The sequence below is a fragment of the Flavobacterium jejuense genome, assembly GCF_006491595.2.
GTDB classification, from domain to species: Bacteria; Bacteroidota; Bacteroidia; order Flavobacteriales; family Flavobacteriaceae; genus Flavobacterium; species Flavobacterium jejuense.
Map to the genome: position 1 here is coordinate 95,181 of NZ_VEVQ02000013.1, position 12,845 is coordinate 108,025.

Genomic DNA, 12,845 nt, shown 5'->3' on the forward strand with positions numbered 1-12,845 from the left:
TAAAAAAGACCTTCATTTGAAGGTCTTTTGAAAAAAAGTTAAGTTTTTATTTATTGTTTAATAAATTGTTTACTTGTAGTAATATCATTGTCTGTGATTTCAATAATGTAATTTCCAACTGGTAAAGTTGAAACATCAATTGAACTATTAGAAATTTTACCATTTAAAACAATTTGTCCTACTAAACTATATACCTTGTAAGTTGCTTTTTCAGTTATTGAAGTTAAATTCAAGACTGAAGAAGTTGGGTTAGGATATAAGTTTATTTCTGGTAAAGAAACTATGTTGTCAACTTCTTTTCCAGTCGAAGTGATGTTTACTGTGTAATCTTCTACTTGACCATATGTAAATGTTTCACAAGTTGAAGGAATGCCATTATATTTCATTGAAACTCTCATTCTTGTAGCTCCTAAGGTAGCCGATGATGGAATTGAAATTGTTCCGCTAATAGGTATGGTTTTAGAGGCTGCTCTTGAGTAAACTAATTCTCCTGAATCATTAAAGTCACCATCTTGATTGAAATCCATCCAAACTGCGTAACCTTCATTATAAATTGTTCCAGTCCATAATGGGGTAATGGTTATTGTTTGTGATGTACCTCTTCCTACATTTGTTGATAGAGATGAAAAATCTTCGTAACCAGCAGTTCCTGTTGAGGAATTGTCAATACTTCCATATACTACTCTTGCAATTCTTTCATCGCTAGTGTTGTTTCCTTGAGAACCACAATAAGAAACAGTGTTAGCTAATGTTGTTACATTAACTATATTACTTGATGCAGAAACGTTACCTGCAGCATCTTTTGCTTTTACTGAAAATGAATATGTAGTTGAAGCAACTAATCCTGATACAGCATATGTTCTAGCTGTTGTAGTACTTCCAAGTAGAGTTGTTCCTCTATATATATCATAACCAGTTACACCTACATTATCGGTTGATGCAGTCCAAGATAAATTAGTAGTAGTTTGAGTTGTTCCTGATGCAGATAAAGTTGGAGCAGAAGGGGCAGAAGTATCTGCAGAACCTGCAGCAAGATTTACGGTGTAATCTTCTACTTCTCCATAAGAAAATGTTTCACAGGATGTTGGAGTTCCATTGTATTTCATAGAAACTCTTAATCTGGTAGCTCCATTTGAGGCTGATGAAGAAACTGTAAAGCTTCCGCTTGCCGGTGTTGCAGTGCTTGTTGCTTTACTCCATACTAATTCTCCAGCATCGTCAAAGTCACCATCTTGATTATAATCAATCCAAGCTGCGTATCCTTCGCTGTATACGGTTCCAGTCCATGTTGGAGTAACTGTAATTGTGTATGAAGTTCCTTTAGTTAAGTTTGTTGAAATACTAGTGAAATCAGAATATCCATTATTTCCTGTTGAGGTATTATTAATAGTATTTAATTGAACTCTTCCAATATATTCATCAGAAACATTATTTCCTTTACTTGTACAGTATGTTGGATTTGTTGTTCCTGATAATGTTGTGATATTTGCTGTGTTACTTGCAGTAGATAAATTACCTGCTGCGTCTTTTGCTCTAACTGTGAAACTATATGCTGTTGCTGGACTTAACCCAGTTACATTATAAGTAGTACTTGTAGCTGTTCCAATTTGTGTAGTTCCTTGATATACGTTATATCCCGTTACACCTACATTGTCCGTAGAAGCTGTCCAAGATAAATTGGTAGTAGTTTGTGTTGTTCCAGAAGCAGTCAAGTTTGTTGGAGTGGAAGGAGCTGTTGTGTCATTTCCACCTGAACCTGCAGTAATAGTAAAGTTAGTATTCGAAACGTCAAAGAAAATATGATTTGTACCTTTAACCATTATTCTACATTGAGAAGAAGGTGTATTTGGAATTGTTACTGCTTGTGAACCATCATTAGGAGTTGAAGCTAATAAAGTTGACCATGTGCTACCTCCGTTTGTAGATATCAAAATGTCTACATTAGCACAGTTAACACCGTTTGCAGTAGTTCCGGCCACATTCCAAGTAATGGTTTGTGAAGAATTTCCAGTATAAGAAACTGCGCTATTTGGTGAGGATACTGTAAAAGGGCCTGCTGTACTGTTAACAGTAACTATCATGTCATCACTATTATTTGCAGATCCTCCAGCTCTGTTGTCTCTTACAGTTAATCTAAAGTTCATTGTTCTTGCTACTGAAGGTAAAGCTTCGACGGTAATTTCAGAACCAGATGTTGTAGTTGCACCAGCTAACACTCTTGATAATTGTGGGAAATATCTTTGCGTACTAGTGGTTGGGCTATAAGATCTAAATGTTGGTCCTGAAGTTCTTGTAGCACTTGCTGCTGAATTTGATCCTGTTTGAGAAGAGGATGCATTGTCAAATTGTTCCCAACAGAACGTTAATGCATCGCCATTTGCATCTGTTCCTGCTCCTGTTAAAACGAAAGGAGTGCTTTTTGGAATTGTGTAATCTGAACCAGCATTAGCAGTTGGAACTGAGTTTCCAGTGTTAGTTACTGTAGGACATGTTTTGTTTTTAATATTGTTAGTTACTTGCTGAATGCTAACAGCATGAAAATATGCATCAGAGTGAGGTTGAACATCTTGGGATGTGATTCCTGCATAACCCATGATTGTCGATCCTGAACCATTTTCCATGTTGGCTCCTGTTCCTTCGTTACTCATTGAAAAAGTATGATTAGCTCCGAATTGGTGACCTAATTCATGTGCTACATAATCAATATCAAAATTATCTCCAGAAGGAATTCCATCTGCAGGAGAAGTATAACCACTACCTTTTTGACCATTAGTACATACACAACCGATACAACCTGCATTACCACCTCCACCAGAAGCTCCAAATAAATGACCTACGTCATAGTTAGATTCGCCAATAACAGAAGTTAATGTTGATTGTAATTCTCCATTCCAAGCCCCTCCTGCTCCAGAAGAAGCGTTTGAATAAGGATCAGAAGAAGCACTTGTATAAATAACAGAGTCTGTATTTGCAATTAAGACTAGTTTTACGCCAAAATCTTTTTCAAAAACACCATTTACACGAGTCATTGTGTTATTAATTGCAGCTAAAGCATTTGCTTTAGTTCCTCCAAAATAAGCAGTGTATTCTCCAGTAACAGACATAGCTAGACGAAATGTTCTTAGCTTTCCATCATCTGCATTAGGACGTAATAAGTCGTTTGTACTAGGTGACATTTTATGACTTACTTCGTCAATAACACTACATTCAAATTTTGAAAAAGCTGCTTTTTTATCTGTTTTTTTGTAAACAGTATAAGAGCTTAAATCAGTTGTATATGGCTCAATAAATTCAGCTGCTTTGTCAGCATATAGAGTCATAGCTTGTAAGCCAAGCGGAGAAATACTAAAATAAATTGTCGCAGTAGGATTTTCTATTCCTTGCCCTACGTAGGATTTAATTTGTGGATATCTAGCTGCCAAGGCTTCATCCATGTTTGAGTATTCAACTATTCTAAAATTATCTAATCCTCCATGAGTGTTTGGAAAAGATAAAATAATTGAAGATTCTGCTGTTCTAGATCCTTTTTCAGGTGCAACAGTTAATTTTTGTTTTAATTTCTGAAAATCTAATTCGAAAATTTTTGGATTTTGAATCATTGATTTGTTTTTAACTACTTCAGCATTAGCTTTTTTTTGAGTAGTTCTCCAGAAAGAATCTCCTTTTTGTCCAAAAGAGAAACTTGTAATTGCCAATATGGCAACTAGAAGGAATTTTTGTTTCATAATTTGTTTATTTGTTTTGTTTTTAGCACGCCAAATATATGTAATATATATGGAATAAAATTACATTTTACCTATAAAAATGGTTAAATGTTTATTTAAAACTCATTATTTAGTCTTTTTTATTAATAAAACATTTTCATTTGTTAATTCCGTATCTTCTTGTAAAATTAGTTTAATTCCATTTTTTTGAAAAAATATATGTATTTTCACATTCTTTAAAAAGAAACAGAAGGATGAAGAAATTAGCATTGCATTGGCAAATTTTACTAGGAATGGTTTTTGGAGTATTGTTTGCTGTTGTTTTAATACAATTTGAATGGGGTAAACAATTTATAACCAATTGGATAAAACCATTTGGTAACATTTTTATTAATCTTTTAAAATTAATAGCTGTTCCATTAATTTTAGCTTCTCTTATAAAAGGAGTATCCGATTTAAAAGATATTTCTAAACTTTCAAAGATGGGAGGGAGAACTATTGGTTTGTATCTTATGACAACTGTCTTAGCTGTTTCAATTGGGTTAGTGATTGTTAATATTGTAAAGCCAGGGAGTTATATTTCTAAAGAAACTAGACAAGAACTAGTAGATGGTTATGCAAGTGATGCTAATTCAAAAATTGCTTCTGCTGAAAAACAAAAAGAGGCTGGGCCGTTACAAGCATTAGAAGATATTGTTCCTAGTAATATTATTGGTGCTTCTGCTGATAATGGAAATATGCTTCAAGTAATCTTTTTTGCCGTATTTTTTGGAATTGCTTTAATTTTGATTCCGCAAGAAATTGGTGCTCCCGTAAAAGCTTTTTTTGATGGTTTTAATGAAGTAATACTAAAAATGATAGACATCATAATGCTAGCTGCACCTTTTGGTGTGTTTGCTTTATTAGCTGCTTTGGTGGCAGAATCCCCAAGTTTGGATTTGTTTCAAGCTTTGGCAGTTTATGGGCTATGTGTAGTTGGCGGTTTGATTATTATGATAGGAGTTTACATTCTGATTGTTTATATATTTACAAAAAGAACACCGAGTTTTTTTTTAAACGGAATCTCTCCAGCACAGTTGCTAGCATTTTCTACAAGTTCAAGTGCAGCAACATTACCTGTTACTATGGAGCGTGTAGTAGATAATTTAGGAGTAGATGATGAAGTGGCTAGTTTTGTATTACCCATTGGAGCTACTATAAATATGGATGGAACAAGTTTGTATCAAGCAGTGGCAGCTGTTTTTATTGCTCAGGCTTTTGGGACACCTTTAACTCTTGGAGTGCAACTAGGGATCATTGCTACAGCAACTTTGGCTTCAATTGGGAGTGCAGCTGTTCCTGGTGCTGGAATGGTAATGTTAGTTATTGTTTTGGCTCAAGCGGGAATTCCTGAAGCAGGATTGGCTTTAATTTTTGCCATTGATAGGCCTTTAGATATGTGTAGAACAACCGTGAACGTAACTGGTGATGCTGCTGTCTCTATGGTAGTTGCAAAATCCGTAGATAAACTAACGTAATATGGAAGATTTTCACTGGACGAAACTTTTCAACCCTGAGTTTTATATAACGATGGAAGTGGGTGGAATTCCAATAGGAATTTACATGGTTTTGTTCATTGTATTTGCAGAAACTGGTCTGTTTGCGGGGTTTTTTCTTCCAGGAGATAGTCTTTTATTTCTTTCAGGAATTTATTCTAGAGAGCTAGTACAAACTTTCTTTTTTCTTCCAAGTGATTTTTCCAATGTGACTATTTTATCTTTACTAATAGCTGCTGCAGCTACATTAGGGAATACGTTTGGATATTGGTTTGGTTCTAGAAGTGGTCAATTTTTATATAAAAAAGAGGATAGCTTTTTTTTCAAGAAAAAATATTTAATTGAATCCCAACTTTTTTTTGAAAAGCACGGGGGAAAAGCGATTATTTATGCTAGGTTTTTACCAATTGTTAGAACTTTTGTACCTATTATTGCGGGAATAGTTCATATGAAAAAGACAAAATTTATGTTTTATAACATTCTAAGTTCGCTTATGTGGTCTTTTTTTCTAGTTTTTGCAGGACATTATTTATATGGAATGTTTTTAGATCAGTTTAACATCGATTTAAAAAAACATATTGAAAAAATTATTCTTATACTTATTGCAGTAACCACTTTTCCTTTGGTTATGAAAGCAATAAGATCAAAAAAATCAAATACAAATACTGCAGCATAATGCAATTAAGTTATTGGGAATTAAAAAATTGGTTTACAAATGTAGATTTTACAATTGTAGGAAGTGGTATTGTAGGTTTGCATTGTGCTTTGTCTTTACGAGAAAAATATCCAAGAGCAAAAGTTTTAATTTTAGAAAAAGGAATTTTACCACAAGGAGCAAGTACTAAAAATGCAGGTTTTGCTTGTTTTGGGAGTATTTCAGAGATTATTAATGATTTAAAAAATCATACCGAAGAAGAAGTAATTCAGTTAATTCAAAAAAGAGTTGAAGGACTTAAATTATTACGCAATAGACTAGGTGATGGAGTAATAGATTTTAAACCTTATGGTGGTTATGAATTGTTTTTAGATAAAGATGAAAATTTTTATAAGGAATGCATTCAAAAAACACCTTTCATAAATGATATTTTACGCCCACTTTTTAAAACAGATGTTTTTTTGAAAGAAGTCAATCGGTTTAATTTTGAGGAAATTTTTGATTATTTGATTTTTAATCCTTTCGAAGGTCAAATAGATTCGGGCAACATGATGCAAGCTTTATTAAAAGAAGCTATTGCTAATGATATTTTAATCCTAAACCAACAAAATGTAACTTCGTTTAATGACTTAAATGATAAAGTTGAAGTGGTTACCAATGAAACTCCGTTTATAACTAATAAACTACTATTTGCAACTAATGGTTTTGCTGCTGAATTAACCAAAAATGAGTTACAACCTGCTAGAGCACAAGTTTTAATAACCAAACCAATTGAAAACTTACACATTAAAGGAACGTTTCATTTGGATGAAGGTTATTATTATTTTAGAAATATTGGAAATAGAGTTCTTTTTGGCGGAGGAAGAAATCTCGATTTTGAAGGAGAAACTACTACAGAGTTGACTCAAACAAAAATTATTCAAGACAAGTTGGAGCAATTGCTAAAAACAGTAATTTTGCCAAATGTTCCTTTTGAAATTGAACATCGATGGAGTGGAATCATGGGTGTTGGGAATCAAAAAAAACCAATAGTAAAACAAATGAGTAACAATGTATATTGTGGTGTTCGTTTAGGCGGAATGGGTGTGGCTATTGGTAGTTTAATTGGGAAAGAATTAGCAGAATTAATATAGCGTATGGCAAAAAAAACTACTCCAAAAAAGAGAACTATTAAAACTTCCAAAAAAAGAAGTATTGGGCAAAAAATATTTCGTTTTATATGGAAGACAATCCTTTGGTTTAATATAATTAGTGTTTTTTTTGTACTACTATATAGGTTTGTACCAGTTCCTTTTACACCATTAATGATAATTAGGGCAATAGAGCAGAAATCTGATGGAAAAGAAATGATATGCTCTCACAACTGGGTTCCTATAGAACAAATTTCACCAAACCTGCAAAAAGCTGTTATCTCAAGTGAAGATGGTAAATTTTTAGAACATAATGGATTCGATTTTAAATCGATGCAAAAAGCATTTGAAGGAAATCAAAAAGGAAAAAAAATTAAAGGAGGAAGTACTATTTCTCAACAGACAGCTAAAAATGTTTTTCTTTGGCAAGGAAGAAGTTATTTAAGAAAAGGTCTTGAAGCTTACTACACTGTTTTAATTGAGCTTTTATGGAGTAAAAAGCGTATCATGGAAGTTTATTTGAATAGCATAGAAATGGGTGATGGTGTTTATGGTGCTCAAGCAGCTTCAAAATATTGGTATCATAAAGAAGCTAAAAATTTATCTCGCAATGAGGCTGCTGGAATTGCTGCTATATTGCCTAATCCAAGAAAATTTAAAGCTTCAAATTCTTCAAATTATATAAATCGAAGAAAAGCAACCATTTCTAAATACATTGGTTATACAAAATTGGATTATTAGTTATAATTTATTTTGAAAAAGATTTGTTTTAGAAAAATTTATTGCTGTTTGGAAAGAAAATAAATGTCTTTTAAATAGTAATAGGTATTTTTACAGAATAACTTTATTTAATTGAATAACTTTAAAATCTTTTTTCATTCTCTTTTACTCTTTGTGAATTTTCTTTTTGCACAAGAGCCTGTTCATGTTCATTTAACTGAAAAAGATGGACTTCCTGATATAGAATTCTATAACATGATGGAAGACAGTAAAGGATTTATCTGGTTGTGTGCAGATAAAGGTCTTTTTAGATACAATGGAAGTGATTTTGTTAATTTTTCTAATTCTGAAAAGCGATTGAACTCTGTTTTTGGAGTAAAAGAAGATAGTTCAGGACGTATTTGGTGTAATAATATTTCCGGACAATTTTTTTATGCACAAAATAATGAACTAATTACTTTTATTGACTTAAGTAATTTATTACTAAAAGGACAGCTAACGGAGTTTTTAATATATGAAAATCATTTAGTTGTTTTTTCTAATTCTGAAATGTTTGTTGTTGATTTAATTACTAAAAAAATACTACAACAAAAAGATAATAAAAACTCAGGAAGTCCTTATCAATTTGAAGAGACCATTTTTATAGCAGGTTATAATTCGTTACAACAAATTGATTTAAAAAAAGACTTTTCAAAAAAAGACTTAATTACGTTTGATTTACAGTTAAAAAATAGTTTAGGAGGGAATATAGAAACTGGAAAAAGCCAAATTTTTCGATCAAAAGATCATTTGTTTTGTAAAAAAAGACTAAACAGAGAGAGTGTTTTTTTTAATTTTGACTTGAAGCATAAAAAAATAAAGAATGTTGAAGGACTTGAATTATTAAAACAACTGCAAGTGATTTCAATTTTTGAAAATGAAAACAAAGTTTGGTTTGCTACTAATAACGGAGTCTATATTTACGAATATTTTGAAAATCAATTTCATTTCGTAAGTAAATTCTTAGAAAGCGAATATATTACAAAAATCATAAAGGATAAAGATGAAAACTATTGGTTTACAACTTTAACTAATGGTGTTTTTGTTATTCCTAATATTCACGTTCAGGAATACAAGATTAATAAAAACTTTATAAATATTAGTTGCCTCACTAAGCTTGACGATACTTCCGTAATTTATGGAACCAATAATGGAAATGTTTCTATTTATAATTTGGATACTAATGATGAAAAAATTATTCAATTTAATAACACGTCAAGAGTCTCTGCTTTAAGTTATAACAAATGGAACAAAAAAACGTATATCAGTAAAGATGAAATTGGATATACATTAAATAATGCTACACTACATTTTAAAGAGTCTGATTTTTTATCTGTAAAAAATTTCTCTTTTATTGGAAAAGATAAACTGTTATTGGTTACGAATAGTAACGTTTTTATAAAGGACTTGAAGCATAAAAAAAATGATTTCTCACTTTCAAAGGAGCCAAAAAGAAGAGGGTATTCTTCGTTTTATGATGCTACTACAAAAAATATTTATGTAGCTTATGTTGATAATTTAGTTTGTTATGATTCTTTGTATCAATCAAAAAATATAAAATTTAATAAAAAATCCATATTTGTAAATACAATTTCACAAACAAAAGACAGTGTCATTTGGGTAGGAACATTTAAAAATGGTATTTATGCAATAAAAGAAGGGAAAGTAATTGCAGAATTTAATTCTAAAAAAGGATTGTTATCTAATCAAATTGAAAGTATTAAAGCAGATGGTAATAAACTATGGGTCTCAACTTCAAAAGGAATTCAATTACTAGACACAAAAAAGAATACTTTTAAAAGTTTAACGAAGCGAGACGGAATAAAAACCTATCTAATTTCTGGAATTGAGGTTTTTGATAACAAGGTCGTCTTTTCTTCTGATAAAGGAATGTTTAGTTTGGCTAAAGATAAAGTTTTCAAAAAAGTAAACCCTCCTCAAGTATATTTTTCTGGTATAGAAATAAACGAAAAAGAGCATAGCATCACTTCTTTTTATGAACTAGAATACAACGAAAATAATATTAAATTTATTTTTAACGCAAATGGCTTTCAATCCGATGAAAATAAGCGGTATATGTATCGCTTATTAGGAGATAGTGACAATTGGATTACTACGGAAAGGCAGGTTAATTCTGTAAAATATAACAGTTTGCCAAGTGGTGATTATACGTTTCAAATTAAATCAATATTATCCGATATAAATGATGTTTCTTCAGTTAAAGAAATAAAATTTATAATTAATAGCCCGTTTTGGCAAAAGTGGTGGTTTTATTTATTAGCTATTTTTTTAATAACTTTATTTTTTGTCTTTTATTCTAATGTTAGGATTAGAAAATTAAAAATTCGTCAAAATGAACTTCTAGAAAAGGAAATAGTTGATAAACAATTAGTTTTATATCAATTGGAAAATCTGAGATCGCAAATGAATCCGCATTTTATATTTAATGCATTAAACTCGATCCAGGAATATATCGTTTTGAATGAAAGAGAATTAGCTAGTTCCTTTTTGATAAAATTTTCCAGATTAATACGTATCTATTTAGACCATAGTAGAGAAAATGAAGTTTTTCTTAAGGAAGAATTACATGCACTTGATATTTATCTTGAACTAGAAAAAAATCGTTTTGAAGATTTACTTAATTATACAATTAATGTTGATCCAGAAATTAATAGTAGTAAAATAAAAATACCTTCTCTTTTCATACAACCTTATGTAGAAAATTCTATTAAGCATGGATTGTTACATAAAGATGGAATCAGAATTTTAGACATAAAATTTTATCTTAATTCAACTAAAACCCTTCTTTTCTGTGAAATTATAGATAATGGAATAGGAATTGAAGCCTCAGAATTATTAAAAAAGAATAGACTTCAATATCATAAATCATTTGCTACAAATGCTACTAAAAAGAGGATTGAATTAATTAATACAAATAAGAAAAATAAAATCGAAATCGATACAATATCTAGTTCGAAAGGAACCAAAATCGTTTTAAAAATACCTGTAACAACATAATGAAAGTACTAATTATAGATGACGAAAATAAAGCTAGAACATTATTAGAATATTTAATAAGGAAAGAGTGTAGGGAAATTACTAGAATTTTTCAAGCTCCAGATCTAGAAAAAGGAGTAGAAATCATTAGAAGAGAACGACCTAAGATTGTTTTTTTAGACATAGAAATGCCGAAATATTCTGGCTTAGAAATTCTAGATTTTTTCGAAAATGAAGTAGTCGATTTTCAAATTATATTTACAACTGCTTATAATCAATATGCAATTGAAGCTTTTAAATTATCAGCGGTAGATTATTTGTTAAAACCTATAGATGGTAGCGAGTTAAAAATAGCAACCGAAAAAGCAATTCAGAATATAAAACAGGAAGGCGACAATTACAAGTTAGACGATTTAAAAAAAGCATTTCAGCAACTATCAATTAACAAGCTGGCTTTAGATATTCCAAAAGGGATTCTTTTCGTAAGCCATGATGATATTATTTTGTTTGAAGCAGACGGGATGTACACCAAAGTATTTTTGCAAAATAACAAAATGGAATTAATCTGTAAGCCTATTAAGCACTTTGTAGAACAATTAGAAAAAACGGCTTTTTTTTATAAACCACATCGTTCTTATTTAATTAATTTAAAGCATATAAAAGAATTGTCAAAAAAGGATGGTTATCATTTAATTATGGAAAACAACAAAACGATTCCTATTGCAAAAGATAAAAAAGAAGAGTTTATTAAAATAATTCAAGATGTTTTCAATAATTAAAATATTTAGCAAAAAATAGCCTTATTTCAGCAAGAAAACCACGTCATAACTAAGCCTTTTTTTCATTTTTGTGTTAAATTAATTAAAATTTAAATGAAATGAAAAATTTAAAACTAACATTGTTTACTGTATTTATGACTTCGTTTCTGTCATGTAGTAAAGACGATGATAACGTTGCAAGTGGAGAAAATGTATTTGTGCCTTTAAATTATGCTACTGTAGCCACAGTTGCAGGGACAGCTAATTCAGATGGTTTTCAAGACGGAATTGGTACTGCAGCAAAGTTTGATGGACCTATTGCAGTTGCTATTGACAGTCAAGGTAATTTATTTGTAGTAGATAATTATAATGATGTGATAAGAAAGATAACTCCGAATGGCACAGTCACGACTATAATTACTACAGGAATTACATCTCCTTTTTCTGCTCCAACAGGTATTGTTGTTGATAATAATGATAATATCTTTTTGTCAGATGCAGGAAATGATAATATTATAAAAATAACTCCTTCTGGTGTTGCAAGTGTTTTTGCAGGAAGTTCCAATGGTTACCAAGATGGATCCGCTTTAATTGCTCAGTTTAATAACCCAAGGGGCTTAGCAATTGATGATCAAAATAATATTTATGTAGCTGACTCTTCTAATCGTGCTATAAGAAAAATAACTCCAAATGGAACCGTTTCAACTATTATTCAAGTGCCAAGTCCTCCTTTTCAATGTTTGGATCTGGTTTTTGGTATTGATGGCAATTTATACGTAGCCGATCGAACTGGTAAGGCTATTCATAAGATCACAGTAGCAGGTGTTAAAACTACTTATGCGGATGGCTTTAGAACTGAAAACGGGGTAAATATTCAAAATTTTACGGATATTTATGCAATAGATACTGATAAAGCTGGTAATTTATATGTTGCAGATCATGGAAAACATCAGATTACTAAAATTAACGTGCAAGGTGAAGTTTCAAAACTTGCTGGTTCTACAGCTGGTGAGGTTGATGGAACAATAATGACTGCTAAGTTTGCTAATCCAATTGGGTTGGCCGTGAAAAATAATGGAGAAATTTACGTAACCGATTATTATGGTAATACAATTAGAAAAATAATGGAATAGTTACTATAGTTGGTAGCACTAAAGGTTCAATTTAAAATTTACTAAGTAAGTAAAACCACTTTAATTTTTTAAGGTGGTTTTGTATTTATAACAGTTTAGCAAAAAAAACAGCACTTTCATAAAAAAAGTAAATTATATACTACTGTAAAGCTTCAATTTTACATCAAATTATAA

At 30.9% G+C, this 12,845-nt stretch carries 8 protein-coding genes; 7 read left to right on the forward strand and 1 reads right to left on the reverse strand.

Annotated elements, in window-relative coordinates; all coding sequences use genetic code 11:
* Positions 1-50: 50 nt before the first annotated feature.
* Positions 51-3,725: a reprolysin-like metallopeptidase gene (locus FIA58_RS17000; protein ID WP_140963891.1), complete on the reverse strand. Its 3,675-nt coding sequence runs from the start codon at positions 3,723-3,725 to the stop codon at positions 51-53.
* 233 nt (positions 3,726-3,958) lie between these two features.
* On the opposite strand from FIA58_RS17000, the gene FIA58_RS17005 reads away from it, so the two are divergent.
* The 7 genes from FIA58_RS17005 (at position 3,959) to FIA58_RS17035 (ending at position 12,671) form a co-directional block, all read left to right on the forward strand.
* On the forward strand, positions 3,959-5,221 hold the full coding sequence (locus tag FIA58_RS17005; RefSeq protein ID WP_140963892.1) for a dicarboxylate/amino acid:cation symporter: 1,263 nt from the start codon (positions 3,959-3,961) through the stop codon (positions 5,219-5,221).
* Position 5,222: 1 nt separating this feature from the next.
* A complete protein-coding gene (locus FIA58_RS17010) occupies positions 5,223-5,915 on the forward strand; it encodes a DedA family protein (protein WP_140963893.1) in 693 nt (230 codons plus the stop codon).
* A complete protein-coding gene (locus FIA58_RS17015; RefSeq protein ID WP_140963894.1) occupies positions 5,915-7,027 on the forward strand; it encodes an NAD(P)/FAD-dependent oxidoreductase in 1,113 nt (370 codons plus the stop codon). The genes FIA58_RS17010 and FIA58_RS17015 overlap by 1 nt, the downstream gene beginning before the upstream one ends.
* Before the next feature lie 3 nt (positions 7,028-7,030).
* Positions 7,031-7,765: a monofunctional biosynthetic peptidoglycan transglycosylase gene (gene mtgA / locus FIA58_RS17020; protein ID WP_140963895.1), complete on the forward strand. Its 735-nt coding sequence runs from the start codon at positions 7,031-7,033 to the stop codon at positions 7,763-7,765.
* Between the two features lie 111 nt (positions 7,766-7,876).
* Positions 7,877-10,801 carry a sensor histidine kinase gene (locus tag FIA58_RS17025; protein WP_140963896.1) on the forward strand — a complete coding sequence of 975 codons (2,925 nt, stop codon included), beginning with the start codon at positions 7,877-7,879 and terminating at the stop codon, positions 10,799-10,801.
* Positions 10,801-11,559 carry a LytR/AlgR family response regulator transcription factor gene (locus FIA58_RS17030; protein WP_140963897.1) on the forward strand — a complete coding sequence of 253 codons (759 nt, stop codon included), beginning with the start codon at positions 10,801-10,803 and terminating at the stop codon, positions 11,557-11,559. Before FIA58_RS17025 ends, FIA58_RS17030 begins: the two co-directional genes overlap by 1 nt.
* A 98-nt stretch (positions 11,560-11,657) precedes the next feature.
* On the forward strand, positions 11,658-12,671 hold the full coding sequence (locus tag FIA58_RS17035) for an NHL domain-containing protein (RefSeq protein ID WP_140963898.1): 1,014 nt from the start codon (positions 11,658-11,660) through the stop codon (positions 12,669-12,671).
* Positions 12,672-12,845 lie beyond the last annotated feature (174 nt).

Bases quoted from the DNA above. Each gene is read 5' to 3' on its own strand.
- FIA58_RS17000 (WP_140963891.1), bottom strand. From the start codon at position 3,725: ATGAAACAAAAATTCCTTCTAGTTGCCATATTGGCAATTACAAGTTTC.
- FIA58_RS17005 (WP_140963892.1), top strand. From the start codon at position 3,959: ATGAAGAAATTAGCATTGCATTGGCAAATTTTACTAGGAATGGTTTTT.
- FIA58_RS17010 (WP_140963893.1), top strand. From the start codon at position 5,223: ATGGAAGATTTTCACTGGACGAAACTTTTCAACCCTGAGTTTTATATA.
- FIA58_RS17015 (WP_140963894.1), top strand. From the start codon at position 5,915: ATGCAATTAAGTTATTGGGAATTAAAAAATTGGTTTACAAATGTAGAT.
- mtgA (WP_140963895.1), top strand. From the start codon at position 7,031: ATGGCAAAAAAAACTACTCCAAAAAAGAGAACTATTAAAACTTCCAAA.
- FIA58_RS17030 (WP_140963897.1), top strand. From the start codon at position 10,801: ATGAAAGTACTAATTATAGATGACGAAAATAAAGCTAGAACATTATTA.
- FIA58_RS17035 (WP_140963898.1), top strand. From the start codon at position 11,658: ATGAAAAATTTAAAACTAACATTGTTTACTGTATTTATGACTTCGTTT.